The sequence below is a fragment of the Laspinema palackyanum D2c genome, from assembly GCF_025370875.1.
GTDB classification, from domain to species: Bacteria; Cyanobacteriota; Cyanobacteriia; order Cyanobacteriales; family Laspinemataceae; genus Laspinema; species Laspinema palackyanum.
Genome location: NZ_JAMXFD010000035.1, coordinates 28,798 through 54,748, shown reverse-complemented (window position 1 = coordinate 54,748; position 25,951 = coordinate 28,798). Strand labels below are relative to the sequence as shown.

General features: G+C 47.8%; 23 protein-coding genes and 2 tRNA genes. 12 read left to right on the top strand and 13 right to left on the bottom strand.

Annotated features, from left to right (window positions below; all coding sequences use genetic code 11):
- The first annotated feature begins 346 nt into the window (after positions 1-346).
- The 4 genes from NG795_RS25685 (at position 347) to lysS (ending at position 6,113) form a co-directional block, all read left to right on the top strand.
- A complete protein-coding gene (locus NG795_RS25685) occupies positions 347-1,387 on the top strand; it encodes a PstS family phosphate ABC transporter substrate-binding protein (RefSeq protein WP_367291444.1) in 1,041 nt (346 codons plus the stop codon).
- 103 nt (positions 1,388-1,490) lie between these two features.
- On the top strand, positions 1,491-3,419 hold the full coding sequence (gene pstA / locus NG795_RS25680; RefSeq protein ID WP_367291443.1) for a phosphate ABC transporter permease PstA: 1,929 nt from the start codon (positions 1,491-1,493) through the stop codon (positions 3,417-3,419).
- Positions 3,420-3,473: 54 nt separating this feature from the next.
- Positions 3,474-4,274: a phosphate ABC transporter ATP-binding protein PstB gene (gene pstB / locus NG795_RS25675; protein ID WP_367291442.1), complete on the top strand. Its 801-nt coding sequence runs from the start codon at positions 3,474-3,476 to the stop codon at positions 4,272-4,274.
- A 243-nt stretch (positions 4,275-4,517) separates the two neighbouring features.
- Positions 4,518-6,113 carry a lysine--tRNA ligase gene (gene lysS / locus NG795_RS25670; protein ID WP_367291441.1) on the top strand — a complete coding sequence of 532 codons (1,596 nt, stop codon included), beginning with the start codon at positions 4,518-4,520 and terminating at the stop codon, positions 6,111-6,113.
- A gap of 271 nt (positions 6,114-6,384) precedes the next feature.
- On the opposite strand, the gene NG795_RS25665 is transcribed toward lysS, so the two are convergent.
- Entirely contained in the window at positions 6,385-7,341 is a 957-nt protein-coding gene (locus NG795_RS25665; RefSeq protein WP_367291440.1) for a 3'(2'),5'-bisphosphate nucleotidase, read from the bottom strand.
- An 82-nt stretch (positions 7,342-7,423) separates the two neighbouring features.
- The gene (locus NG795_RS25660) at positions 7,424-9,139 is read right to left on the bottom strand and encodes a zinc metalloprotease HtpX (protein WP_367291439.1); all 1,716 of its coding nucleotides are present in this window, start codon (positions 9,137-9,139) and stop codon (positions 7,424-7,426) included.
- 368 nt (positions 9,140-9,507) lie between these two features.
- On the opposite strand from NG795_RS25660, the gene NG795_RS25655 reads away from it, so the two are divergent.
- Positions 9,508-10,839 carry a glutamate-5-semialdehyde dehydrogenase gene (locus NG795_RS25655; RefSeq protein WP_367291438.1) on the top strand — a complete coding sequence of 444 codons (1,332 nt, stop codon included), beginning with the start codon at positions 9,508-9,510 and terminating at the stop codon, positions 10,837-10,839.
- Between the two features lie 131 nt (positions 10,840-10,970).
- Here the strand turns inward: NG795_RS25655 and NG795_RS25650 are convergent, their stop codons facing one another.
- On the bottom strand, positions 10,971-11,426 hold the full coding sequence (locus NG795_RS25650) for a DUF4864 domain-containing protein (protein WP_367291437.1): 456 nt from the start codon (positions 11,424-11,426) through the stop codon (positions 10,971-10,973).
- A 382-nt stretch (positions 11,427-11,808) separates the two neighbouring features.
- Between NG795_RS25650 and NG795_RS25645 the strand changes: the two genes are divergently transcribed.
- Positions 11,809-12,813, top strand: coding sequence for a CBASS cGAMP-activated phospholipase (locus NG795_RS25645; protein WP_367291436.1), 1,005 nt, complete (start codon positions 11,809-11,811; stop codon positions 12,811-12,813).
- A gap of 396 nt (positions 12,814-13,209) precedes the next feature.
- Here the strand turns inward: NG795_RS25645 and pstB (NG795_RS25640) are convergent, their stop codons facing one another.
- The 8 genes from pstB (NG795_RS25640) to NG795_RS25605 all read right to left on the bottom strand — a co-directional run bounded on the left by pstB (NG795_RS25640) (position 13,210) and on the right by NG795_RS25605 (position 21,080).
- A complete protein-coding gene (pstB, locus tag NG795_RS25640; RefSeq protein ID WP_367291435.1) occupies positions 13,210-14,037 on the bottom strand; it encodes a phosphate ABC transporter ATP-binding protein PstB in 828 nt (275 codons plus the stop codon).
- Between the two features lie 346 nt (positions 14,038-14,383).
- A complete protein-coding gene (gene pstA, locus NG795_RS25635) occupies positions 14,384-15,223 on the bottom strand; it encodes a phosphate ABC transporter permease PstA (RefSeq protein WP_367291434.1) in 840 nt (279 codons plus the stop codon).
- A gap of 117 nt (positions 15,224-15,340) precedes the next feature.
- Positions 15,341-16,303, bottom strand: coding sequence for a phosphate ABC transporter permease subunit PstC (gene pstC, locus NG795_RS25630; RefSeq protein WP_367291433.1), 963 nt, complete (start codon positions 16,301-16,303; stop codon positions 15,341-15,343).
- Between the two features lie 119 nt (positions 16,304-16,422).
- The gene (gene pstS / locus NG795_RS25625; protein WP_436836090.1) at positions 16,423-17,583 is read right to left on the bottom strand and encodes a phosphate ABC transporter substrate-binding protein PstS; all 1,161 of its coding nucleotides are present in this window, start codon (positions 17,581-17,583) and stop codon (positions 16,423-16,425) included.
- Positions 17,584-17,886: 303 nt separating this feature from the next.
- Entirely contained in the window at positions 17,887-18,297 is a 411-nt protein-coding gene (gene arsC, locus NG795_RS25620; protein ID WP_367291431.1) for an arsenate reductase, glutathione/glutaredoxin type, read from the bottom strand.
- Between the two features lie 60 nt (positions 18,298-18,357).
- On the bottom strand, positions 18,358-19,509 hold the full coding sequence (arsB, locus tag NG795_RS25615) for an ACR3 family arsenite efflux transporter (protein ID WP_367291430.1): 1,152 nt from the start codon (positions 19,507-19,509) through the stop codon (positions 18,358-18,360).
- 122 nt (positions 19,510-19,631) lie between these two features.
- Positions 19,632-20,660 (bottom strand): PstS family phosphate ABC transporter substrate-binding protein, encoded by a 1,029-nt coding sequence (locus tag NG795_RS25610; protein ID WP_367291429.1) that lies wholly within the window; start codon positions 20,658-20,660, stop codon positions 19,632-19,634.
- A gap of 90 nt (positions 20,661-20,750) precedes the next feature.
- Positions 20,751-21,080, bottom strand: a complete 330-nt coding sequence (locus NG795_RS25605) for an ArsR/SmtB family transcription factor (RefSeq protein ID WP_367291428.1) — start codon at positions 21,078-21,080, stop codon at positions 20,751-20,753.
- Between the two features lie 36 nt (positions 21,081-21,116).
- On the opposite strand from NG795_RS25605, the gene NG795_RS25600 reads away from it, so the two are divergent.
- Positions 21,117-21,335 (top strand): hypothetical protein, encoded by a 219-nt coding sequence (locus tag NG795_RS25600; RefSeq protein WP_367291427.1) that lies wholly within the window; start codon positions 21,117-21,119, stop codon positions 21,333-21,335.
- A gap of 50 nt (positions 21,336-21,385) precedes the next feature.
- On the opposite strand, the gene mazG is transcribed toward NG795_RS25600, so the two are convergent.
- Both mazG and NG795_RS25590 read right to left on the bottom strand, forming a co-directional pair.
- Positions 21,386-22,234 (bottom strand): nucleoside triphosphate pyrophosphohydrolase, encoded by an 849-nt coding sequence (gene mazG, locus NG795_RS25595; RefSeq protein WP_367291426.1) that lies wholly within the window; start codon positions 22,232-22,234, stop codon positions 21,386-21,388.
- Between the two features lie 167 nt (positions 22,235-22,401).
- A complete protein-coding gene (locus NG795_RS25590; protein WP_367291425.1) occupies positions 22,402-23,028 on the bottom strand; it encodes a metal-binding protein in 627 nt (208 codons plus the stop codon).
- A gap of 45 nt (positions 23,029-23,073) precedes the next feature.
- Between NG795_RS25590 and NG795_RS25585 the strand changes: the two genes are divergently transcribed.
- From NG795_RS25585 to NG795_RS25565, 5 genes are all read left to right on the top strand, one after another.
- A tRNA-Val gene (locus NG795_RS25585) sits at positions 23,074-23,145 on the top strand.
- Between the two features lie 101 nt (positions 23,146-23,246).
- On the top strand, positions 23,247-23,978 hold the full coding sequence (gene radC / locus NG795_RS25580; protein ID WP_367291424.1) for a RadC family protein: 732 nt from the start codon (positions 23,247-23,249) through the stop codon (positions 23,976-23,978).
- Between the two features lie 77 nt (positions 23,979-24,055).
- A tRNA-Val gene (locus NG795_RS25575) sits at positions 24,056-24,127 on the top strand.
- A gap of 547 nt (positions 24,128-24,674) precedes the next feature.
- On the top strand, positions 24,675-24,929 hold the full coding sequence (locus NG795_RS25570; RefSeq protein ID WP_367291423.1) for a hypothetical protein: 255 nt from the start codon (positions 24,675-24,677) through the stop codon (positions 24,927-24,929).
- A gap of 154 nt (positions 24,930-25,083) precedes the next feature.
- Positions 25,084-25,908: a prepilin peptidase gene (locus tag NG795_RS25565; protein WP_367291447.1), complete on the top strand. Its 825-nt coding sequence runs from the start codon at positions 25,084-25,086 to the stop codon at positions 25,906-25,908.
- Positions 25,909-25,951: the final 43 nt, after the last annotated feature.

The following is a 25,951-nucleotide window of genomic DNA, read 5'->3' as shown; positions in this document are numbered from 1 at the left end:
GTTTGAAAACTTTAGGTTGAGAAGCCTATTAAATTGGATGTTTACTTAAGTTTTAGCATACCCAGTACGGGAGAACCAAAACTCCTTTCCCATCGGTCTAACTTCTTTACCTCTTCTTTACCGAAGGTTTTCTCAATTTTAACTTAAAATATAAAAAAAATCAACAAATTTTATATTACCATTTTAAAAAGTATCAAATTCCTAAAATGACCCATAATTAAAGAAAATCTCTGTGGTCTTTAATTAAAAAAATGATAAATTCAATAGAGCCAATGGATGAAATTAAATAACCCAGAGCATAAACCGAGATTTTTATGGTAAAACCTACCCTTTAAACAAAAACCTTATGAGCCATCAATTCTCAGGTAAATTTCTGAGGAAATCGGCAGTCCTAACCCTCCTGATTGCCCTTGCCCTTAGCGCTTGTCGGGGGACAGGAACATCAGCCCATAACCGAGGGGGACGGGGTGATATCAATCATTTGAGCGTGGATGGTTCCAGCACGGTTTTTCCCATCTCAGAGGCAATGGCCGAAGAATTTATGAAAGCAAATCCGGGGGTGAGAGTTACGATTGGGATCTCCGGTTCGGGCGGCGGGTTTAAGAAATTTTGTCAGGGAGAGACCGATATTTCTAATGCCTCTCGGGCGATTGATGCAACCGAACGAGAATTATGCGAAAAAAATGCCATTGAGTACCTGGAAATTCCCATCGCCTTTGATGGGATTTCTGTGGTGGTGAATCCTGCCAATAGCTTTGTTCAATGTCTAACTGTAGAAGAACTTAAGCGGATTTGGGAACCCGCCGCTGAAGGAAAAATTGTCACATGGAACCAAATTCGTTCGACGTTTCCCGAGCGTCCGCTGCGGTTGTTTGGTCCGGGTACGGATTCAGGGACTCACGACTATTTTACCGCTGCTTTGGTGGGGCAAGAACAACAAAGTCGCGGGGATTATACTGCCAGTGAAGATGATAATATCCTGGTTCAAGGTGTAGCGGGGGATGCGGATGCTCTCGGCTTTTTTGGCTATGCTTACTATCAGGAAAATCAAAATAAGTTAAAAGTAGTGGAAATTGATTCCGGTGACGGTTGTATTGCCCCGAGTCCGGAAACGATTGCTGATAGTAGCTATAAACCTTTTTCTCGTCCGGAATTTATCTACATTAACAAATCCCAGGCGGACCGCCCGGATGTGAAAGCGTTTGTGGAATTTCATCTGAATCCCGACTATCAATATTTAATCGCAGATGTGGGGTATGTTCCCCTACCTGAATCGGTGATGAGGGTCGTTAGAACTCGTTATCAAAAGCGTCAAGTTGGGTCAGTTTTTAAGTCGGGTTCAACCTGGAATATCAGCCTGTATGATGCGCTGAACCTGGAAAATTGAAGAAAAGTTAGCTAGAATTAACCGCAATGGATAGGGGGTAAAACCCCAGGAATATCCTCAGCGATTGGGCGATCGCATCTTAATTCGATAAATCAGGTATGTTATGGAGTTTCATCCCTTCCCACCCCGACTCCCGGAGGGAGAGTCTTGGCAGCGAAACCTAGGACGACTCACCTGGGTAGAACGGTGTTTACAGCTAACTTTGGCCCTGATTGCGGGGATTCCGATTTCAATTTCTGTGGCGATCGCCGCTGTCTTTCTCTATGAAACGGTTTTATTTTTTCAAACCGTTCCCCTGTGGAATTTTCTCAGCGATACCCGGTGGACGCCACTATTTCCCAGTCAAAATTTCGGCATTTTAGTCCTAGCCAGTGCTACCCTGATGGTGACGGGAATTGCCAGTTTGTTTGCGATCCCGATTGGATTGTTAATTGCGATTTATTTAGCGGAATATGCCAGCGATCGCCTGCGGTTAACGGTTAAACCGCTGTTGGAAGCATTATCGGGAATTCCGACGGTGGTTTATGGCTATTTTGCTTTATTGGTGGTGACTCCCCTCTTGCAGGAGTTGATTCCTGGACTGGCGAGATTTAATGCTTTAAGTGCAGGGTTAGTCACCGGAGTGGCGATCGTACCGATTATTTCTTCTTTGAGTGAAGATGCCATTAAAAGTGTTCCCCACTCCCTGAGAGAGGCGGGTTATACCTTGGGGTTGACGAAGGAAGAAGTGCTGACTCAAATTGTTTTACCGATGGCTTTTCCGGGCATTATTGCCTCCTGTATGTTGGCGGCTTCTCGGGCGTTGGGAGAAACGATGATTTCGGCGATCGCAGCAGGACAAAATCCTCAACTCACCCTCAATCCTTTGGTTCCAGTGGCGACAATGACCGCTTTTATTATTCAGGTGAGTTTAGGAACCGTTGCTTTTAATTCCTTAGCCTTTCAAACGATTTTTACCGTGGGGATGGTGTTATTTTTAATTACCCTGGGATTGAATAGCTTGGGGTATTGGTTAGTGCGTCGCCATCAATCTGCCATGACGCAGGCGATCGTTCCGACTGTACCCGCCGAGGAAGGGTCTAAATTTTACCCCCTCTATGATGAAGAATTGCCCCGGAGTAATTCGAGATTTGGGGGCGGACAAACCCGTTCAACTGCTGAGTTTAAAACCCCCTTGATCCGTCGTCAAGTGTTGGACCGCTGTTTTAGTGTTTTGAGTGCGATCGCCATCCCCATCACCCTAGGCATCGTCGCCCTTTTACTCCTGGATGCCTCTCGGCGAGGTTTGCCCCTTTTAACTTGGCAATTTCTCACCAGTTTTCCCTCCCGCAACCCTCAAGAAGCGGGAATTTATCCCGCCCTCATGGGCAGTTTATGGCTATTAGGATTAACCGCCTTCTTTGCCTTACCCATTGGCCTAGGAACCGCCATTTATTTGGAAGAATATTGTGCCAATACAGTCTTGAATCAGTTTTTAGAAATTAATATTGCAAACCTAACCGCTGTCCCCTCAATTCTCTATGGGTTATTAGGGCTAGAATTATTTGTGCGCCTCCTCGCCCCGGTGACTGGTGGACCGAGTTTACTCTCTGCCGCCCTCACCCTCACGGTGATTATTTTACCCATGTTTATTGTTACCACGCGGTCTGCTTTACGGAGTATTCCGGACGGTTTACACCAAGCCGGTTATGCTATGGGTATGACTCGTGCTCAGGTGTTGTGGCATATCGTCTTACCGGCAGCCTTTCCCGCCACCTTAACCGGCGCACTTTTAGCCTTAACTCGGGCGATCGGTGAAACCGCCCCTTTAATTGCCGTGGGCGCATTATCCTTTGTTTCCTTTGCACCCCCCTTGTCCTGGGAGGGAATTTATAGCCGATTTACCGCCTTACCCTTTCAAATTTTTAACTGGATTTTGCGGCCTCAAACCGCTTTTCATAACAATGCGGCTGCCGCTATTTTGGTCTTAGTCAGCATTTTATTAATTCTCAACATTTGCGGGGTTTTGATTCGAGAAAAGTGCAAAATTTAACCCGCTTTACCCTCTCCTGTCTTTCCCCTCTGTGCCCCAACTCTAGTTAAGCCTATGAATTTTACATCTGACTATTTATATCCCAATCTCTCCTCGATTTTGACCATTCAAAATTTATCCGTATTTTTTGACAAAAGCCAAATCCTCGAAAATATCAACCTCCAAATTTATGCCCATAAAATAACGGCAATTATTGGCCCATCCGGTTGCGGTAAAACGACTCTGATCCGATGTTTTAATCGTCTCACTGAACTTTCCCCTAATTTTAGGAGAGTGGGAAATATTTACATGGGCGATCGCGACGTCTCCAAGTTGAACCCCGTAGAACTCCGCAGGCAAGTCGGAATGGTGTTTCAAAAACCCAATCCCTTTCCCAAATCAATCTATGACAACATCGCATTGGGATTGCGAATTAACGGCTATCAAGGTGATATCGATGAATGTGTCGAGTATTCCCTGCGGCAAGTCTTTTTATGGGATGAAGTCAAAAATAACCTGTATCGCAGTGCATTAACCTTATCTGGAGGGCAACAACAACGCTTGTGCATTGCCCGAACCTTAGCCCTCAAACCGGATATTATTTTGATGGATGAACCCTGTTCGGCCCTCGATCCAATTTCCACCGCCCGTATTGATGAACTGCTGTATGAACTGAAGCATTCTTATACCATTGTTGTGGTGACTCATAATATGCAGCAAGCCTCCCGCATCTCAGATTTAACCGCTTTTTTTAATATTAAAACCACGGCAACCGGGGAAAAAATCGGCTACTTATCGGAATACGATAAAACCGAAGTCATTTTTCACCATCCTAAACAGCAGGCGACTCAGGAATATGTCAGTCGCAGGTTTTAGTCCAGGTCCCCGCTAAGTCCGAATAAGAAACCGGGTTTCTTGACCAAATTTAGGGCAGTTGCCAGGGTTCGGTGGGAGAGAAAGCCGGTTTCTGGTCCTTGTACGAGGAATCCTGAAGGGGAAGGCATTTGACTCGGCGATCGCCTCTAAATTTCACCCCGACAACCACACCCCCAAAAAATTTTCTTTTCCTAGAGTGCATTCATGCTAGACTAGAAAGGTTTTCATATTGTAATTTGAGCTATGTTTTGGGCTGACAAAATTGCGGAAAGTGCACAAGGCGAACAAATCGTTAATGATTCAAAAACCCCTTCGGGTCGAGTTCATGTGGGTTCCTTGCGGGGTGTGATCATCCATGATGTCATTTATCGCGCCTTGAAACACGCCGGTAAGCCCGTAAAATTTATGTATGGCGTTGATGATTATGACGCCCTTGATACCGTTCCTAGCTATCTCGATCGCGAAAAATTTGCTCCCTATTTGGGTCAACCTCTGTGTAACGTCCCCTCGCCTGATGATAATGCGACAGATTACGCCAAATATTTCATGGGGGAATTCCTAGAAGTCTTTGATTACTTAGGGGTAAAACCGGAGATTTATTACCTGCGAGACTTGTATCGAACCGGACAACTCAACCCCTACATTGATACCTTCTTACAAAATTCCCATCTGGTTCGGGAAGCCTATAAAGAAGTCAGTAAAGCCGATCGCCCCAGTAACTGGTATCCCTTCCAAGTCATCTGCGAAAACTGCGGAAAAATTGCCACCACGGTTGTCACCGATTACAACGGCAAAGAAGTCTTTTACACCTGCGAACCTAACGCCACCAACTATGTCAACGGATGCGGACATTCCGGCTGGGTTTCCCCCTTTGACGGCAACGGTAAACTCCCCTGGAAAGTGGAATGGGTTGCCAAATGGCAACTCGTAGGAGTTACCATCGAACTCGCCGGAAAAGACCATTCTCAAAAAGGCGGTTCTCGCGATGTTGCTAACGCAATTTGTCGCAAAGTTCTCCAGAAACAACCCCCCTTCCATTCTCCCTACGAGTTTATTTTAGTCAATGGGACCAAAATGAGTTCCTCCAAAGGAGTCGGTTCCGCTGCCAAAGAAATCGCCGAATTGCTGCCACCGGAACTGCTGCGTTTCTTGATGCTGCGAACCCAACCCAAATCGGTGATTAATTTCGCCCCAAATTATGAAACCACCACCCGATTGTTCCGGGATTACGACACCTTAATCGAGAAATATCAAGGAGTTACCTCGGAAAGTGGAGAAGACCCCAAACAGGATAAAGAACTACAACCCCTGTTTTATTCCCAACTCACCGATGAAGTCAAAACCTATCAACCCTTTGATTTCAGTACCTTAATTTCCCTGCTGCAAGTGCCTCATTTGGATATTAAGGAAGAAATCCAAAAACGCTGCGAACAACCGTTAAGCGAGGCAGATTGGGAAGTTCTCCATCAGCGGATTGAGTCAGCACAAAAGTGGCTGGATGATTATGCCGATGAAGAAGAAAAGCTGGTGCTTTATTTTGACAGCATTCCCCAACAAGTTCAAGAGTTAACTGAGGAACAGGTGACTTATTTGGGTGAGTTAGCCAAGAATTTAGAAGCGGCAGAGAGTTGGGATGGGGAAACCTTACAAACGATTATCTTCTCGACGAGTAAAGGGTTGGAGATGAAGCCGGGGAATGCGTTTCCGGCGCTTTATTTATCCTTTATGGGTAAATCCCGTGGTCCGAAAGCGGGGAATTTACTCTCGTATTTAGATAAATCCTTTGTGTTGGAAAGAATTCGCGGGGCGGTTGCGCTGAAACAAGGGGCTACAGTGTAGCGACAACCGTCGGGGGTTCAAACCCCCGCCTAATAGCTAAAGTCGGATAAATCCGACTGCAAACTATAGATTGAACGGCCATCGTCGGGGGTTCAAACCCCCGCCTAATAGCTAAAGTCGGATAAATCCGACTGAAAACTATAGATTGAACGGCCATCGTCGGGAAGCTCAAACCATCACCCAGAAGGCTTTTAGTCGGTTTTTAACCGACTTTAGCTATTAGCAGGGGGTTTAAACCCCCTGCGGTTGTCGCAACTGAGGTTGCCGCTACTTATGAGTCTTGTAAGGCTTTTAGAACTGTGTCGTGGATGGTGCTATTGCTAACAACAATGCCTTGATTGTTGACCATTTTTTTACATAAGCCAAAGGGTAAAGAATTGCCATGCATATCGGTAACACGCCCTCCAGCTTCTTCGACAACGATCGCCCCGGCTGCGTGGTCCCAGATATTCTCTCGGTAGTCTGGGGTTTTAGGCGAGGGTAAACGCATATATAATGCGGCTTGTCCTGATGCGACAATTCCATATTTGGCTTGGGAATCCATTCGCAGGGATTCGGCGGTGAATCCGACGGCTTTGGCGACGGCATTTTGCCTGGATTGGTCGCCGTGACTGGCTTCTACGCTTTCTACAAACCGCAGATTTTCCACATCATCAGCGGCAACCACTCGCAGCGATCGCACGGTTCCTCCGGAGATTGCCTGCATTGTCGCCCCTTCTCCCCGGACGGCGACAAACAAGGCCCCTTCTTCTCCCGATTCTAACTTGAGGGCGGGACAAGCCATGACGCCGACTTTCACCTCGTTGTCTTCAATTAAGGCGATCGCCACGGCATATTGATCCTGTCTCAAAAATCCTTTAGTCCCATCAATCGGGTCTAGGGTCCAAAATCTTCCCCCGACTTCCCCATTCCCGCAATCAATCCAATCCGCAACCTGTTCCGGTGTGGCATCTGGGACCAGGGACTGAACATGATGGGTCACTTTTTGCAATTGTTCGGCATTGCTTCGCAGATCCGTCGCATCTTCTTCCCCCACGATCGCATCTGCGGGAAATGCTGCATTTAATGCTTTGCAAATCAATGCCTGAGACCCGTAATCTGCCACCGTGACGGGGCTTTTATCAATTTTTTCCATCGCCACCGGAATTTCCCGGCGGACTGCTTGGCAGAGTTTAGCAGCCGCGATCGCCGCATCAATGGCAACTTGTTTTTCCCGTTCGTATGACATCTTAAACCTCTTCAAACAAATAGAGACGCGACGTCGCGTCTCTACAAACTTTAGACTGTAGCTAATCCCAAGTCTAGTCAGATTAAATGATAAACAGTAAAACGATTCCGCCGATGATCATCCCGCCACTCATTAAAAAGGACCAGAAGCGATGATAACTATTCACCTGGGTCTCATTCTGAGTTTCTAACTGGATCAAATCCATCCAGGGGGCCACTCCCCGTCGGAACCAACCCAAGGAATGAACTTGCATTCCAATCAGGCTGTTCACCTTCTTCATGCCAAACAGGAAATTGCCAATCGGACCCAACCGGGAGGCATAGCGGAGAAATAGTAACCCACTGGGGTCTTGGAGTTTCAAATCCGACCCGAAGGCATATCCAGCATCTCCCCGCCCAATTAGTTCGCCTTTGAGTTTAGCCGGTTTACCCCGTAAGGGACTGGCGTAGGGGTCCGCCATTAAGGTGAGAATATCGGTTTCTGGGGCGCGATCGAAGTTGGGAAACATGACAAAGGTTTTCACCAAAAGGCCGATTCCTAAGCCCAGTAATGGATAGGCGAGAGGCGCAAAGTCTCCTCCAGGTAGGGGTAAGACTAACCAGGCGATCGCCCCTGCAAACAATCCAATTATGGGGGCAGTATAGAGGAATAAATCCCCCACAAAACTGCCGTATAATTTACTCTTACTCAGAGTCTTGCCTTCTCCCATAATCCGACCCATATCGAACTCGATATCTAGTCCCAACTGTTCGGCGTAGGTACTTAAGGCGCGAACCCGTTTGCCGGTTAAGGGGTGAGTGGAGTTCAACTCCATCCACCATCCCCAGGGATTAAACATATCCCAGAGAAACACTCGGCCAATTTGGTCCGGTTTGCTGGAAATCCGGTAGGTGGTGCCTGTTGAGGTGGCGGCTTTATGGTCGTAGATGCCTAATGCCCGAGTTCCTTCCACTAAGCGGCTGGGTTCTGTGGCTTTTTGCCCTTCCTCGACTAACCCGTAAGCAATTTTAACCAGTGCCCGCGAGAGGGCGTTGGGGTTGCCGGTGGATTCGGCAGCAAAGCGATCGGCAAAATATTCCCGAGTTCGCGAGAGGTACAGCAGCAAATAGGTTCCCACTATATAAAAGATATAGGCCACCATCGCCACTTGCGCCGCAATATCTTTGGCTTTTTCCCCCCCACGTCCCATCCGACGGGCAAACACATAAATTAAATAGGTAATTTGCACCAGGGTGGAGGCGATCGTCATCACCGCAAAGTCCCAATGGACGATATGGCCCAGTTCGTGGGCGTAGACGGTGGCCGCTTCATCATCATCGAGATAGGTAAAGAGTCCCTCGCTGACGACTAAACGGGCGCTATTGGGGAGAGATCCATAAGTAAAGGCGGTAGGGTTTTGGTCATCGATAATCCCCAAACGCGGTTGTTTTAGCTTGTTGTCAGCACAAATCTGGCGGATAATTGCGGCAGACTCGGGACTCTTGCGATCAAGTTCGGTGAGGTCGATCCAGCGAGTCCCATATAGCCACCGCTGGGTTAAGTCCATAATCCAAGGGGAGAGGAAAAAGGCGACGATATTAAAGACGAGGGTAGCGGCGATCGCGATTCCTAAGCCCATCCCTGGATTCTCACTGTTAAGAATCAACGAAACGCCTAAACACAAGACGAAGACCATGCCAAACATAAGGGTCATGGTCACCAGGGAAGCCCAGGCGAGATTGCCTCCGACTCCGGTCATGGTCAGCTTGACCCCTGTAGTACCGCTACGGCCCGCTTTCGGGAAAGAGGATTCAGCCATAAACACTCTCCATGTCACGATTACACAATGAACAGGTTCAAAACGCCCAAAGCTTGGTGATTTTGTCAAGGCCCTGGGGAAAGTTTTCCCTGCTTTCTGTCATAACCTACAAGTCCGGGTTTTTGGTCTAAAACTCCACAAAAGTTAAAGAATTGGCTATAGCATGAAAAAAGTTAAGACCGTTGGTTAAAGTCAAACTTTCATCACCCTTGGGTTCAATCGCGTCTATTCAAGGGGATGAGGCGTGAGGTGTCTGGGATTAATCCATCACCTCTTTTAGAAGTGCCGATCGCCCGTCCGATTCTGGGGCCTAGGATGGGTGTCAAAAACTACAGTCTTAACCGGAAAATCTACGGGATAAAATTACCATGACATCGATGCAAATTGGTTCGGACAATTTAGTTACAATTGCTCAATCTACAGCCATTGCCGCCCGGAAATTGGGGGTACTCTCTACGGAGGCGAAAAATCAGGCGATCGAGGCAGTCGCCCAAGCTTTACAATCTGCTGCCTCGTCCATTGTCAGGGCAAATGGGGAAGATTGTGAATTTGCCGAAGCGGAAGGCATTTCCAAACCCCTCTACAACCGCCTAAAAATGGACCGGACCAAACTAGAGGCAACCATTGCCGGAGTTCGAGATGTGGGCAAACTCCCGGATCCCGTTGGCGAGATTCAGCTTCATCGGGAACTGGATGATGGCTTAATTCTCAAGCGAGTTTCTGTACCATTGGGGGTAGTTGCGGTGATTTTTGAAGCCCGTCCCGAGGCGGCGATTCAAATTTCCGCCCTGGCAATTAAATCCGGCAATGGGGTGATTTTAAAAGGAGGGAAAGAGGCCAATAATTCTTGTGCAGCCATTGTCAAAGCGATTCGCCAAGGGTTAGCCCAGACGGAGGTTGATCCGGATGTGGTACAGTTGTTAACGACGAGGGAAGAAACGTTAGCGTTATTAAAATTAGATGATTTTGTAGATTTAATTGTCCCCCGAGGGTCGAATGATTTTGTGCGCTTTGTCCAGGACAATACGCGCATTCCGGTCCTGGGTCATGCGGAGGGAATTTGTCATCTCTATGTGGATGCCTCGGCAGAGATGGAAAAAGCGGTGACGATCGCCGTGGATTCTAAAACTCAGTATCCGGCAGCTTGCAATGCGATCGAAACCTTGCTGGTTCATGAGGCAGTCGCCCCAGAATTTTTACCCCAAGTTGCTGCTGCACTCCAAGGACGTCAGGTGCAATTACGCTTGGATGATAAAAGTCAAGATATCCTGAAAAATACCGCCAATTTGAAGGATTGGGAACCGGCAACAGAAGAGGATTGGAAAACTGAATATACGGATTTGATTTTATCGATTAAAGTAGTCCATTCTTTAGAAGAGGCAATTTCTCATATCAACAGTTATGGATCGGGTCATACCGATGCGATCGTCACCGAAGAACAATCCGCTGCAGATCTGTTTCTGTCTCAAGTTGCCTCTGCCGGAGTCTTCCATAATTGTTCCACCCGCTTTGCTGATGGATTCCGCTACGGTTTCGGGGCCGAAGTCGGAATTAGTACCCAAAAAATGCCGCCCCGAGGGCCCGTTGGACTGGAAGGATTAGTCACTTACAAATATCAATTAGTCGGAAATGGTCAAATAGTGGCAACCTATTCCGGTCCCGAGGCAAAACCATTCACCCATCGCAATTTATCTCAATAAGGGAGAGAAAATCGCCCGGTTAGACTAAGCAGAGGAAAGCTGGTTTTGAGGGAACCGTCCCTAAACCGGCTTTCCCCTTTTTCAGGGATTTTCGGCAGTTTCATCCCCTCAATCCCCGGGAGGGAATCCGATTATTTCTTGGTAGCGGCAGGGGCATTTTTTTTGCTAATATACTGATAAGTTAAATCATCAACTGTCCAAATTTTATCTTGTTTAACCAGTTTCATTTGCACGGGAACTTCCCGACCTGTTTTAGAAATCACGGTGACATCCAGACAGTGAACCTCCCCCTCAGTTGTGGGAATTGACATGGTAGTGCGCTGATACTGATTGAGTTTGTGGGTTTTGATGAATTTAGCAAATTGTTGTTTAGAGGTTTTGCTTTTAAAGCGATCGCTGGTGGACTGATAGGCCCCATTGACATCCCCTTGGGCAATTTGAGCAAAAAAGGCCCCGATCGCCTGGGGTAATCCTTTAGTTTTGGAAAAAATAATCAGGGAAACGGTAATCCAAATCAGGACGATTCCCCCAAGGATTACACCGACTCCAATTCCCACATAAGATAACCAAGGTTGAAAGGATTCCACAGTACACTCCTCAAATAACCAATGAAATGACAAAACAAATAATATTGGAAAGGGTTATCCCCAAAAACAGACCCCCAAAGGGGATAACCCCTGTCTGGTCTTACCATAAAAAAGCCGCTATAGCAAGGGTTTCAGTTTAGGGGTGGGGGGTCGGAGGCGATCGCTGGGAGGGTCTGTAACTGCAAAAATTCCCCCCCACTTCAGGGTATCGAATCCGGAAATCTTCCGGATTTCTTGTGCAGAGTTAGTACAGTGGCTATTAGGGCGAAGGAACAGAAGTATCAATAAAGGAACATGAGACGAGGGAACCCCACCGAGACGGGGTAAAATCTCTTAACCCTTTTACCCCTTATCCCCAATTCAAATATCAGGAGAAGTTACGATGACTTATCGGATACTGAGCATCGATGGTGGCGGAATTCGTGGTGTATTAGCGGCGCGAATGTTACAACGGATTGAAGAACGACTGCAGTTGCCGCTACGAGATCATTTTGATTTAATTGCGGGAACTTCTACGGGATCAATGGTGGGTGCTGCGATCGCGATGGGAATTCCCTGCAAGGATATTGTCCAACTTTACCGGAAAAAGTCTAAAAAAGTCTTTCCCTACAAGAGCCGGTGGACCCTCAAGCGACTGCCCTTACTCTTAAAGCATGGCCCTTCTGCGCCTAAGTTCTCCGAAGACGGACTGATCCGAATGCTCAAAGATTTATTGGGCAATAAGCGGTTGTCCGATATTAACCAGGTGAAACTCTTAATTACCAGCTACGATACCATCAGCCGATCGCCCATCATTTTTAAAAGCTGGAAAGAGAAATTTGCTAACGTTCCAGTCTGGGAAGCTTGCCTCTGTTCCGCTTCTGCTCCCACCTTCTTTCCCGCACACCGATTAGTCATTGATGGAGAGGTGATGTCGGCCATTGATGGCGGTTTAGCGGCGAATAATCCCACCGCTTGTGCTGTGGCAGAAGCCATCCGCCTAGGTCATCGCTTAGAAGATTTGGAAGTGATTTCCATTGGAACAGGTGCAGCAACGCGAGTAATTCCCTGGGAACAAGCTCGCTCTTGGGGGACTCTGCAATGGATTTGGGGTGGGCGCGTCGTTAAAGTGATGACCGATGCACCTTGTGAAGTTTATCATTATATCACGGATTATGTGATTGGAGATAAATCTCGCTATGCTCGTCTCCAATTTCCCCTCGATCGCCGGTTAATTCATAAACCCTTGAGTGATGATATGGACGATGCCAGCAAGGAGAATATCAACAATTTAGTTGAAGCGGCTGATGCCTACATGAACTTGGTGGAAGTGGTGGAATGCTTGGATATGTGTTTGAGGAAATCTGAACCTCCTCAAATTCATATTCAGGAACGCTATAAACGGTAATTTTGTAGGGGCAGTTCATGAACTGCCCCTCGTTGAGGACATTTCTCAAGGGGGATAGATCCTGATTGGGGAATGCAGGGTTAGACGGAATCTGGTTTTCAAAGGTCTATAAAAACCCGCACCCTGTTCTATGAGCGTTCCGTAAGGAAAGGGCGGGGACAACAGCGGACGAAGCCCGAGAAGCGCGGGCTAATCCAGAAATCGGACCTCCCTTTCCAGGGAAAAATAACCATAAAAAACTCCTGACCCTTTCAAGATTGGTCAAGGAGAGATGGAGCGGTACGAGCCTCAATACTCGAACCATTATAGGAGTTGGAACTCAGCGATCGCCTCGGTTGGGGGAATCTGGAATCATTCAGTCTAAAACCCCCATTCAACGATTCACAACTCGGTCCTTTACCCGAATCGTCCGCTCACATACTCAAGGGTCGCTTCTTGCTGGGGATTTTGGAAAATATTTTCCGTTTTATCATACTCAACGAGATAGCCAAAGCGCTTCCCATCTTCGGTGGCTTGGGCATTGAAAAACGCCGTATAATCGCAAGACCGGGAGGCTTGCTGCATATTGTGGGTAACAATCACAATGGTGTAGTTTTCTTTGAGTTCCTGCATTAATTCTTCGACTTTCATCGTTGAAATCGGGTCGAGGGAGGCGCAGGGTTCGTCCATGAGAACGATTTCTGGATTAATGGCGATCGCCCGGGCGATACATAACCGTTGCTGTTGACCCCCGGATAAAGATAAACCATTGGACTTTAATTTATCTTTTACTTCATCCCATAAAGCAGCGCGACGCAATGAAGTTTCAACCAATTCATCCAGATTACCTTTATACCGATTGACTCGCGCTCCATAGGCGATATTGTCATAGATAGATTTGGGGAAAGGATTCGGCTTTTGGAACACCATCCCAATCCGCCGACGAACCTCTACTGGGTCAATTTTTTTATCGTAGAGGTCTTGGTTGTAGTAGGAACATTTTCCCTGAATCCGGAATCCACTAATCAAATCATTCAGACGATTGAAGCAGCGGAGTAAGGTACTTTTCCCACATCCCGATGGTCCAATAAATCCGGTAATTTGTTTTTTCGGGATATTCAGGTTCACCCCTTTGAGGGCGAGAGTTTCTCCGTAATAAACGTTCAGATTTTCCGTTCGCAGAATGGCTTCTGTTTGGGGTTCAGTTTGGTACTGATGATTGGCTGTTTGCCGATCGAAAGGCATAAAAATCCACCTTGACTTTTACTAGATATTTCAACTTGAGAGCAGTTGTGTTTCCCACTTTTATGCGATCGAGCGCCAACAGCCTAGGGTTGACAAACTACCGAACCCCAACCGCTCACATCCTCTTAACCAGAGTTGCAGCCGACTGGAAGTAAAATTTTGAGAAGGCCGTGCGATCGCAACGGTCACAACTGCTTGGTTGATCGTTCTACACTGGAAAAAACTTAAACTTCAACAATCCTACTCTCAACCAGAGCGCTGTATCTTATCATACAGTTTTTAGAGGTTTTAGATCGTTAAGAACATTAAATTTCGCCCGGGGCATTTTGAACAGAAAGCATGATCTTTAATAAATGCTTTTCCGAGTGGCCCAGCGAGCCAAAATGCTTGTGAGTAGAACCAACAACACTAAAATCAATGAGGCTGCCCAAGCCAGTTCTTGTTGACTGGCATAGGGAACCGAGGCAAAGTTATAAACCAACACCGCCAGAGAGGGGGCTGGTTCAAACAAACCTTGCGGCCAGAAAAAGGTAAATAGAGCCGTGAAAATTAAGGGAGCCGTTTCTCCAGCAGCCCGGGCGATCGCCAGGGTTAATCCTGTGATAATAGCAGGTAAGGCCGCCGGTAACACCACCCTCAAGACGGTTTGATAGTTGGAGGCTCCCACTCCCACTGACGCCCATCGCACATCGGGAGGAACGATTTGCAGGGCTTCATCGGTGGTTCTGACAACAATCGGTAACATCAAAACCGAGAGTGCCACGCCACCGGCAAAAGCCGAGAACTGTTTGGTCGTTAATACAATGATACCGTAGGCAAAAATTCCGACAATAATCGAGGGAACCCCACTCAGGACGTTGGTGGCAAAGCGAATCCACCGCGCGACCTGAACGGAACTAAACTCAGACAAGTAAACCGCGCCAAACACCCCAATCGGCACGCTAATGGCAGCCGCGATCCCCACCATAATCAGAGTCCCGGCGATCGCATTGGCAATCCCGCCTCCTTGCATCCCTGCAGAAGGCGGCAGTTGAGTAAATAAGTCCAAATTCAGCCGGTTAAACCCTTTAATGGTGACATAAATCATCACCGCAAATAAGGGGATCAGGGTGATCACTAAACAAGCACCGGATAATAGGGTCATCACCCAGACAAACAGCGATCGCGGCGTTTTATAGTTCCGCATTAGCTGCTCCCCATGTGGGGTAGCGTTGTACAAATCGTCGTTGTGACTTGAAAAAGGCTGTGACATATCAGACTGGGTATTGCACCCCTAAACAACTGCAATGGTAATCGCGAATTTCTAAAACTTCTTGACTTTCCGAACAATTAACTCGGCACAAATATTCACCACTAAGGTCAGCAGGAATAAAACCAAACCCGCATACATCAAAGCCGAAATTTGCAAGCCCGAGGCTTCTGCAAACTGATTGGCCAACAGGGAGGCGATCGTATTTGCTGGAGCCAGCAGAGAGAATTTTAGGTCGTTAGAATTCCCAATAATCATGGTAACGGCCATCGTTTCTCCCATCGCACGGCCCAATCCCAACATAATCCCACCCACAATTCCAGAAAATGCGGCTGGAATTAAAATTCTAATAATCGTTTCCCAGCGTGTCGCCCCTAACCCTAGGGATGCCTGCCGCAACTCCGGTGGCAGGGATGCCAACGAGTCCCGAGAGATTGCCGTAATAATCGGCAAAATCATAATCGTTAAAATGATCCCGGCGGGTAACATCCCCGGTCCCACTGGACTTGTAGAAAAAATCGGCAAAAAGCCCAAGGTCTTATGCAAAAAAATCCCAATCGGTTGCAGGAAGGGAATCAGGACAAAAATTCCCCATAATCCATAAACCACGCTCGGAATGGCGGCTAACAATTCCACCATAAACACCAGAACGGTCTGGACTGATTTGGGTAGAAAATTTTCACTCAAAAAGATCGCAGTCCCCACTCCCAAGGGCACTGCAAACAGTAAACCCAGGGCTGACGAGACCAGGGTCCCATAAATCATCGGCCAGACTCCATACTGATCCCGAACCGGATTCCAGGAGCTTGAGGCGAAAAAATTCAAGCCAAAGGCTTGCACCGCAGGCATCGCGTCCCTCGCCATCTGGATGGCTATCCAAACCAAAATCCCCGCGATCGCAAATGCAAAAATGCGCGTGACCCAGAAAAACCCCGTATCCATCACGCGCTCTTGTTGTTGCCGAGGTTGAATCGCTCTTTCCTCGCCCATATCCATCCTTTCAGCTCGTTTACTCATTACTTAAAATAAATTAAGCGCTTTACTCTATCCGCTTAGATTATAGAAAAATAGCAGGCTAGAACGATAGCAAGCAGTCCAATCCGCTTGCTATCTCCTTGAATCCAAAAACCGGACGGCTATTCGGTTACTTCAATGTCATACTCAGCACTAATCGCATCCGCTTTCTCAGCCACTTTCTGTCTGACATTCGCCGGGAGGGGAATGTAACCTAACTCAGGGGCCAGCAGTTGTCCTTCATTCAATGCGTACTCAATCACTGCTTCTAGAGCTTGAGCTTTTTGGGGATCGGAATACTCTTGGTAAGCCAGCAGCCAAGTATAACTAACAATGGGATAAGATTCTGCTCCCTCGGGGTCGGCAATGAACGATCGCAGATTATCGGGGAGTTCTACCGCTGCGAGGGTTTTACTCGCCGCTTCGCCGCTGGGAGCAATAAAATTGCCGGATTGATTTTCTAAAGCCGCCATCGGGATATTATTGTTTTTGGCGTAGCCATACTCAACATATCCGATCGCGCCTACGGTTTGTTGAATCGAAGCGGTAACCCCTTCGTTCCCTTTTCCGCCAATTCCCGTGGGCCATTCTACGGTTTTCCCTTCACCGACGCGCTCTTTCCACTTTTCACTAATCGCGGAGAGATGTTGGGTAAACACTCCTGTGGTTCCACTTCCATCGGAACGATAAACCACGGCGATCGCTTGATCGGGTAAGGTCACCCCGGGATTCGCTTCGGCGATGCGCGGGTCATTCCATTGGGTAATCTCCCCCAATAAAATATCCACATAGACCTCCCGAGGAAGCTTCAGTCCGCTTTCCACTCCAGGCAAATTATAAGCCAAGACGATGCCCCCGGCGGTCATCGGTAGCATCAGAACCTCGCGGTTCATAGCTTGGATCTCTTCATCCGTCATAGCTACGTCGCTGGCCCCAAAATCTACAGTCCCTGACGAAAACTGCTGGACCCCAGCCCCACTCCCGACGGATTGATAATTGGTGCGAACCTGGGGATTATCTTGATTAAATTCCTGAAACCAACGTTGGTAAATCGGCGCGGGAAAAGTTGCTCCCGCACCTGTTAAGTTGACGGGTTGGGTTAAGGCGAGTTTGCCGGTCCCTCCAGAGGCGGCATTACCCCCTTCAGCGGCTGTATTGCCCCCGGGAGCTGTGGTGTTGGTGGCAGTGGGTCCCTGGCAAGCCCCGATCCCCAAGGTCAGTGCAATAACTGAGAGGGAAAAGGCCCTTTGAGCCGGTTTAATGGGATTCAGTAAACGCATGATGTGAATGGGTAGAGTTTGCTATTTTGGTGAGGATCACGATTGCAGAATACCGCTTCAGGGTAAAGATTGGGTTAATAGGTGTTAAAGTCTCTGCCTTAAACTTTGGCTCCGGTGCCTTGCAATTCTATCTCATTCCTCTGCCCACGGGGGTTTGGAAGTGGGAAAACGTAGCGAATTTGACAACAAATCTGGTTAATCAATGGGTTAGAGGGACCAGCCTAATCCGATTCGGCATAAAATCGCCGCCAGTCCCCTCGTCTTGTCCAGGGGAGGGCTATCAAAAAATCCGAACCCTCCCCAGTTTTATGCCGGAACTTCGGTGGCGATCGCCTCGATCAGTTTACCCACCCGCGCTTTAATCTCATCTCGCACCGCCCGAAATGTCTCTAAGGATTTCCCATCAGGGTCTTCCAATTCCCAATCCTCAAACACCTCGCGCAATACCCACGCTTCGGGTAAATTCACCCCACAACCACACAGGGAAATCACCGCATCATAATCCTCTGCCTGAAAATCACTCAACGGATCCGAGGTTTGATGGGTAATATCCACCCCGATTTCTTCCATCACCTCCACCGCTGTTGGATGGACTCGACTGGATTCTAAACCCGAACTGGTGACTTCAATTTTTCCCTCCCCCAAGGTTTTAGCAAATCCTTCCGCCATTTGCGATCGGCAGGAATTGCGCTTGCAAACAAACATGACTTTCTTCATGATGACTTTTCTCTCCTAAATTATTGTGGACAATTTGTGGAAAACTTTTCCCCACCGGGTTTACTTGAAACTCGGAAAACAACGGGGGTCGCGTAACGTCGCCTTCTCTGGTTCTCGGGGAAACCAGTTCGCCGTCTTCTTACAAACCTCTACGAGCATTAACATCACCGGCACTTCGATTAAAACCCCCACTACTGTTGCCAGTGCTGCGCCAGAATTTAAGCCAAACAGCATCACCGCTGTTGCGATCGCCACCTCAAAATGATTACTCGCCCCAATCAAAGCCGCCGGTGCCGCATCTTCGTAAGCAATATTCAGTTTTAAGGCCGCCACATAACTGATGAGGAAAATAAAATTGGTCTGGAGAAACAACGGCACCGCAATCAATAGAATATGCAGGGGGTTATTAACAATTAAATCCCCCTTGAACGAAAATAGCAACACCAACGTAATCAGCAATGCCGTAATCGAAATCGGCGTCAAATATTTCAAAAATTCCCGTTCAAACCACTGACGGCCTTTGTTTTTTAAAATCCAATATCGGCTGTACATCCCTGCCGCCAAAGGCAATCCCACATAAATCAGCACCGATAAAACAATGGTTTGCCAGGGAACGGTTAAATCATTGGCCGCCAGCAACCATCTCCCCAAAGGCGCATACAAAAATAGCATGGCTAAGGAGTTGATTGCCACCATCACCAAGGTATGTCCTTGATTGCTAAAAGAGAGATATCCCCACATCAACACCATCGCTGTACAGGGGGCAATTCCTAACAGAATGGTTCCCGCGATGTAAGAATTGGCAATGTCAATGGTCTCGTTGTTAATAATTTCCGTACCCACAATCAGGGGACGAAATAACCAACCCAAGAAAAATTGAGCAAAAGCCACCATTGTGAAGGGTTTAATCAACCAATTCACAACTAAGGTCAACAGCACAGGTTTCGGTGCTCTCACTGCATTGGCTGCCTGGGTGAAATCGATTTTCACCATGATCGGATACATCATGAAAAACAGGCAGATGGCGATCGGAATGGACACCTGATAGATGCTCATGGCATCGAGGGTAACTGCCACACCGGGAAACAGTTTTCCCAGAACAATTCCTGCAATGATGCACAGAAAGACCCACAGGGTCAGGTATCGCTCAAAAACACTCAGTTTGCCACCGGCTTTTACAGGCTGCCTCAACGGCTCGTTTGCCTCATTCACGACAATTTCCCTCCTCCTTACAAGCTCTATCGCTCTAAATCTTACATCAATAAAAGTTGATGAATCAATTTATTTCAACAAAACTTGATATGAGCAATGGGGGCGGTTTCAACCAGCGGATTCTAAAACTTGGCTTGTTTGGTCAGCAATTCGCCAATGGTTAAATCAAAGGCAGCTTTGCCATCAAAGACGGTGCCGACCTTATGTCGGTGAAAATGGATGTAGGCCAAACGGTATCCTTCTTCGGGCAAGGGGATATAGCCGACGGTGGGGATAATTTCGGGTGCTTTTTCTAGGTAAAATTCGACAAAAGCCTGAAGTGCAGGATTCTTCTGGGCGGCGTCGGCATTGACATAAATAAACAGGGGACGGGAAAGGGGCTGATATTGGGCGTTTTCCACAGTTTCCCGAGAGGGCATAATCGGCCCTGTGCCCTGATCCAGGGCGATCGCCTTGAGTCCTTCTCGCTGTGCTTCATAGTAGGCATAGCCGAAATAACCGAGGGCATTGGGGTCCCGACGCACGCCCTCCACCAGCACATCATCATCTTCACTGGCGGTATAGTCATTCCGACTGGCATCGGTTTCCCCCATAATCGCCTCGGTGAAATAGTCAAAAGTCCCGGAGTCCCTGCCTGGACCGAATAAGGTTAAGGGGCGATTGGGCCAAGAGGACCGCACCTGATTCCATTTAGAAATTTTACCTTGGGCCTGGGGTTCCCATATCTTTTTTAACTCCTCCACCGTGAGGTGATCGACCCAAGTATTCTCCGGGTGAACAACCAGGGTAATAGCATCAAAGGCGATCGGTAATTCGATATAGGGAACGCCCGCTTCTCGACAGGCAGCCATCTCTTCTAGGCTAATCGGTCGGGAAGCATTATTAATCGTGGTTTCCCCGGCACAGAATTTGCGAAACCCACCCCCGGTCCCGGAGAATTCTACCGTGACGGGAACCGGATTGGGATGCGTTTCTTGATAGGAGTCGGCGATCGCCTGGGTAATGGGATACACCGTAGAAGACCCATCCATGATGATGGGTTGTAAGACTTGAGAATTGCTGTTTTGGCAGGATGTCATTAGGGCCGCTACTCCCGCGATCGCCGCCCACCGTTTCACGCCGCTCAAAACCCGCTGTGCTGTTGCGTTCATAACCCTTTCCCCAAAAAACAATTACGGGGTATAGGATGAATATATCAATAAAAATTGATTCGTTAGGTTAAATTTTAGTAAAGGCGAAATTCAGGAAGCTTCATTACAAGACCTAGCCGGAAGAATTGGACTAAATCGACGGTACTCAGCGAGGTACTGTTCGAGGCAGGCAAACTGAGGGATATTGAGACTGTAGTAGATCCAGCGACCTTCTTGGCGAGCACGAACTAAAGCCGCTTCCTTGAGGGTTTTGAGGTGAAATGATAGCTTAGACTGGCTCACGTCGAGAATTTCGCAGAGTTCACAGACACACAACTCGCGATCGCGCAGCAACTCCAAAATTGAAATCCGCAACGGGTCAGAAAATGCATGAAAACCCGCCGCAATCTCTGCCGGTGCATTCTCAGTGGTATTAACCATCAACTTTTCCTGAAATATTTTAGACCTGATTTTAGCATGGGAGATAGGGTAGTTGAGGGAGTTGGGATTCATGTTTGTAGTAACGACTTCAGTCGTTGCCAAGAGTGTCATGGCGGACGCCATGACACGCACAATGACCAGATTAAGAGCCTGTTTGGGCCCTTACGCGATCGCCTCGCAGGAGGGCGTTACGAAAGCGATCGCTTTCGTAACGCGGTAACGACTTCAGTCGTTACTACGAACAGTCAGAAATGACTTCAGTGGGGGCATTTAACATCCACTTCTATCAACCCAGGACAAATGACCTATGCCTGCTTTTGTTTTGCCAAAAGCGCTTTAATCTGTTGCCAAATCGCTTCTAATTCTTCCACACTATATTCAGACAAAGGCCGATCGCAAGCCGCTTCCAGTTTAGAAAATCTTTGGACAAATCGATGATTAGTTTCTGATAACCCCTCTGATGGATCTAAATCATACCATCGAGCTAGATTAATCACCACAAATAATAAATCCCCTAATTCTGCCTGTTGACGCGCCTGATCTTCATGGGCGATCGCATAGCGAAATTCCCCTAACTCTTCCTCAAATTTCTCCCAAACCCCCTCAATATTATCCCATTCAAACCCCACAGCAGCCGCTTTTTGAGAAATCTTCATTCCTGCCATCAAAGGAGGCAAAGTCCGGGCATATCGACTCAGTTTATCACTCAGGGGTTTGACTTCCGTGCCAGTTTCCCCTTTTTCTTCCGCCTTTATTTGCTCCCAATTAGTCCGGACTTCTTCAACGCTACTCACCTCGACATCCCCAAAGACATGAGGATGTCGGCGAATCAGTTTTTCCGCAATGCCCTCTGCGACTTCAGCCAGACTAAACTGGTTGACTTCCCTAGCAATTTGCGATTGCAAGACGACTTGTAATAATAAATCCCCTAACTCTTCAGCAATGGCTTGTTTATCCCCACTTTTAATTGCATCAACCACTTCGTAGGCTTCTTCAATAATGTAGGGAATTAAACTTTCGGGGGTTTGGGCTAAATCCCAGGGACATCCCCCTTGAGGCGATCGCAATTGAGCCACCACCTGGATTAATTTTTCCAATGCGGGTAATGCCGAAGAATTAGAGAGGGCTAGTTTGGGAGTTTCAGGAGTTGACATTTAAGGGAATAGGTGGGTAACGACAAGGGAATGATTGAGCCGATCTTAAGATTGCAAACTGGGGACATCATTCCCCCTTGTGAACAAATGCAAGGGGTAATCTCTCCAGAATCAGCCAATAAATTTACTGATTATTGTAGAGGTTGAATTTAAAACAGCCATGAGAATTAAGATTTGCGCTTGGTGGATATGGGTTGGGGGCGAGTGTTGCCCGAGGAGGCGTGACGCTTGATGCGTTTTTTGGTGGGAGTTCGGGGTTTTTTGCTTGGATTAAAAATAGCAGACCATCCATATTTTTTGAATCGCTTGTAAGCGGATCCGATCCAATCACTGAGGGAATGACTCATGGCCCCCAATTCTAATCCGAGGAAGAGGGCGATTCCTTCCATTGGGTGCTGTTTGAGGGTGCGGGCGATCGCCGCGGATGCCATTGGCGGATTCCAAGTAAACAGTCCCAGGGAATCCCCCACGAGGACGACTCCAAAGGCGATCGCCCCGATCCAAATCCCCAAATAGAGGATCCGCAATGCCGTCCCCACCAATGGCCCATGAGACAAAAATGAGCGATGATGTAAACTCTGTTGATAAGGCAGCCAGATCCACCGCAACCACCCCCAGCGCTGAAACTGCTGAGAATAGATATCCAAATCCGGGCCAAACATCAGTCCACTAAACAAAAACCCACCGGCAACAATCAGCGTCAGACTGCTGCTGCGGGTCTGTGCATAAGTCCCTCCTGCCACCAAGGGTAAGCTCCACAAAGTAATTTCGTCATGAGTTCGACCAGATGGCATGAAATTTCCAAAAACTGTGTTATGATGTGATCCGTCGGGAAAAAAGGGCGTTTAGCTCAGTGGTAGAGCGCCTGCCTTACAAGCAGGATGTCACTGGTTCGAATCCAGTATCGCCCATTGTGAAATGTTATGAAACCAAAGGCAACCCTCGGGGCGATCGCTTGGTTCATGACTCAGGGTTATGATAAACTCGCGAGGAATGAGTTTTGGGTTGGTCCATGACCTATTGCCTCAGAATTGCAGATATCCCCCTCAATGAGCGTCCCCGAGAGCGATTGATCGCTTATGGTCCGAAAAGTCTGGCCACTGCCGAACTGATTGCCATGCTTTTAGGGACGGGACAAGGACCGGGAAAATTGTCCGCTGTGGGACTTGGCCAGTACATTTTACAGAAACTGGGCGAGAATCAGCGGGACCCCCTGGAAGTTTTGCGGGAGATGTCCCCCCAGGAACTGATGGAAATTCCCGGAGTGGGACCCGCAAAAGCCACCACAATTTTAGCGGCGATCGAACTCGGCAAGCGCACCTTTTATTCCAGGCCCCCCGAACGCAAAGAAATCGATAGTCCCGAGGCAGCAGCAGCGGCCCTGTCTCATGAATTGATGTGGCAATCCCAAGAACGATTTGCGTTATTGCTGCTGGATGTGAAAAATCGCCTGATTGGGACTAAACTGCTCACCATTGGCACCGCAACAGAAACCCTCGCCCATCCCCGAGAGATTTTTCGAGAAGTCTTGCGACATGGTGCCACCCGTGCAATTATTTCCCACAATCACCCCTCGGGGAGTTTAGAACCCAGTCCGGAAGACATTCAACTCACCCGCCAGTTATTGCAAGCGGCACAATTGTTGCAAATTCCTCTACTGGATCATCTGATTTTGGGGAATGGCGACTTCCAGAGTTTGCGGAAAATCTCTGGATTATGGCAGGAATATCCCCAAGGGGATTAGGGTTGGGGACCGGAAATTTTTTTTTAGCAAAGGGCTTGTGCATTTTGGGCAAGCCATGCTATTGTAGGAAATCGTGCGGGCGATTAGCACAGTGGTAGCGCACTTCCTTCACACGGAAGGGGTCACTGGTTCGAATCCAGTATCGCCCATTAATTTTTTAAACCTTTTTTTCTCGCGGGCCAAGACTCCCCGGGAAGTTTTACCGTTGAAGCGGGAATGGGTAGCGAGGAAGATCTGATGCAGGGGGGAACCCCTAAAGAACGCACTCCAAAGTTTATAATACTGGGATCTATTTTCAAATTTAGCTAGGGTTACTCTCTAACAACTCATTAAGTCTAAAAATCTCTAAAAAATCTAAGAAACCATCTGGTTTGATAAATCCACTCCTCGATGGGTCTGGCTTGTAATTGCTTGGTTTTGTGAGCGGTGCAACCTTTCTTTATTCTCTAATCCCGCAATTAATCAACTGGCAGATTAGCCCAGTTTTTTGGTGCAAGGTGGCGGTTTCACTGAGGGGTGAAACCCTGCATGAAGGGGGACAAAGGATTAAGGATTGATGATTTTCATTCTGTAGATAGATATTTTTGAGAGAGCGATCGCCACAGTTTAAGAGTGGGTAGACTACAATCAAACCATGACCAGCACCAAACTTGTTACAGTATCCACTTAAACTTTACGATTTAAGGTTGCTTGCTCATGTACGCTGCACCACAACTCCAAGACGATAGCCCGATCGCCTCCCCGCAGTTGCTTGACCCAACTTTGCTCAAAGCGGCAAGGTTGCTTTATCGAGCGTACAAAGACGTTCATCCCGATGGGATTCAGCGTCCTCTCGGGGTCGCTATTGATCGCTCTACTTATCGAGGTCAGCTCATTTTTACCCAAAAGCCTGCTTTATTGCTGACGGAATGTTTTGTGCCGTTCGATCAGCTAGAAGCCGGACTCTATTAGCGGGAATGAGCTATTATTATCACCGGACACCATAAGGTGCGGACTTTTTATTAAATTCTGATGATTACCTATTGTTAATCAGTAATAATTAACCCTGGAACTTGAATAAAAAAAAGCACAACTGACCAATGACCAATGACCAATGACAAACCACATGGATGTGATTGTTGCGATCGCGGCGGTGGCAATCGCCTTAACCTTGGGTGCTTCCATCGGCAGTTTTATCAACGTGGTAGCGTACCGGATTCCTGCGGGTTTATCCTTGCTGTGGCCCCCTTCACGCTGTCCCCATTGCCTGCATAAACTGGGTAAAACCGAGAACGTTCCCGTCTTTGGGTGGTTGCGATTGCGGGGTCGCTGCGCTCACTGCAAAAGTCCGATTTCCGTCAGGTATCCCATCATCGAAGCCTTAACCGCTGTCATCTTCATGATAGTGGCATTGTTCACCTGGGAAAACCCGCTGCAAATGATTGGGTATTGGGTCTTTTTTAGCTGGTTATTGGCCCTTTCAATTATTGATTTAGATACCATGACCCTGCCGAACAAACTTACCCAGTCGGGATTGGTGGTGGGATTAGGGTTTCAGATGGTCACCGGATGGGCGATCGCTGCCAATGTCCAAGGAATTCCCCATCAGTTGATGGTGGGGATATTCGGTGCAGTGCTCGGGATTTGGGTATTGGATAGCATTTCCTTTGTCGGTTCGATCGCCTTTGGAAAAACCGCAATGGGTGCTGGAGATGCCAAACTCGCGGCGATGATGGGGGCTTGGTTAGGCTGGAAATTGATGCTGCTAGGGGGTTTTATTGCTTGTGCTGCCGGTGCCTTTATCGGAGGGGGTGCAGTCGCCTTGGGGTGGCTGGAACGCAGTAAACCCATGCCATTTGGACCCTTTCTGGCTCTGGGTGCAGCGATCGCCGCCTTGTGGGGAGAAACGATTTTATCCGCTTATCTTGACCTATTTTTTCCGTTGCAGTAAGAGGAGAGGGGAAAAGTTCGTATTTAAAAACTCCCAACTCCCC

Excerpts from the sequence above, each read along its gene's own strand:
- NG795_RS25665 (WP_367291440.1), bottom strand. The coding sequence starts at position 7,341 with ATGTCATACGAACGGGAAAAACAAGTTGCCATTGATGCGGCGATCGCG.
- lysS (WP_367291441.1), top strand. The coding sequence starts at position 4,518 with ATGTTTTGGGCTGACAAAATTGCGGAAAGTGCACAAGGCGAACAAATC.
- NG795_RS25565 (WP_367291447.1), top strand. The coding sequence starts at position 25,084 with ATGGATGTGATTGTTGCGATCGCGGCGGTGGCAATCGCCTTAACCTTG.
- pstB (WP_367291435.1), bottom strand. The coding sequence starts at position 14,037 with ATGCCTTTCGATCGGCAAACAGCCAATCATCAGTACCAAACTGAACCC.
- NG795_RS25660 (WP_367291439.1), bottom strand. The coding sequence starts at position 9,139 with ATGGCTGAATCCTCTTTCCCGAAAGCGGGCCGTAGCGGTACTACAGGG.
- NG795_RS25570 (WP_367291423.1), top strand. The coding sequence starts at position 24,675 with ATGTACGCTGCACCACAACTCCAAGACGATAGCCCGATCGCCTCCCCG.
- mazG (WP_367291426.1), bottom strand. The coding sequence starts at position 22,234 with ATGTCAACTCCTGAAACTCCCAAACTAGCCCTCTCTAATTCTTCGGCA.
- pstA (WP_367291434.1), bottom strand. The coding sequence starts at position 15,223 with ATGCGGAACTATAAAACGCCGCGATCGCTGTTTGTCTGGGTGATGACC.
- pstA (WP_367291443.1), top strand. The coding sequence starts at position 1,491 with ATGGAGTTTCATCCCTTCCCACCCCGACTCCCGGAGGGAGAGTCTTGG.
- pstB (WP_367291442.1), top strand. The coding sequence starts at position 3,474 with ATGAATTTTACATCTGACTATTTATATCCCAATCTCTCCTCGATTTTG.
- pstC (WP_367291433.1), bottom strand. The coding sequence starts at position 16,303 with ATGAGTAAACGAGCTGAAAGGATGGATATGGGCGAGGAAAGAGCGATT.
- radC (WP_367291424.1), top strand. The coding sequence starts at position 23,247 with ATGACCTATTGCCTCAGAATTGCAGATATCCCCCTCAATGAGCGTCCC.
- NG795_RS25655 (WP_367291438.1), top strand. The coding sequence starts at position 9,508 with ATGACATCGATGCAAATTGGTTCGGACAATTTAGTTACAATTGCTCAA.
- NG795_RS25645 (WP_367291436.1), top strand. The coding sequence starts at position 11,809 with ATGACTTATCGGATACTGAGCATCGATGGTGGCGGAATTCGTGGTGTA.
- NG795_RS25605 (WP_367291428.1), bottom strand. The coding sequence starts at position 21,080 with ATGGTTAATACCACTGAGAATGCACCGGCAGAGATTGCGGCGGGTTTT.
- NG795_RS25610 (WP_367291429.1), bottom strand. The coding sequence starts at position 20,660 with ATGAACGCAACAGCACAGCGGGTTTTGAGCGGCGTGAAACGGTGGGCG.
- arsC (WP_367291431.1), bottom strand. The coding sequence starts at position 18,297 with ATGAAGAAAGTCATGTTTGTTTGCAAGCGCAATTCCTGCCGATCGCAA.
- NG795_RS25590 (WP_367291425.1), bottom strand. The coding sequence starts at position 23,028 with ATGCCATCTGGTCGAACTCATGACGAAATTACTTTGTGGAGCTTACCC.
- NG795_RS25600 (WP_367291427.1), top strand. The coding sequence starts at position 21,117 with ATGGGAGATAGGGTAGTTGAGGGAGTTGGGATTCATGTTTGTAGTAAC.
- NG795_RS25685 (WP_367291444.1), top strand. The coding sequence starts at position 347 with ATGAGCCATCAATTCTCAGGTAAATTTCTGAGGAAATCGGCAGTCCTA.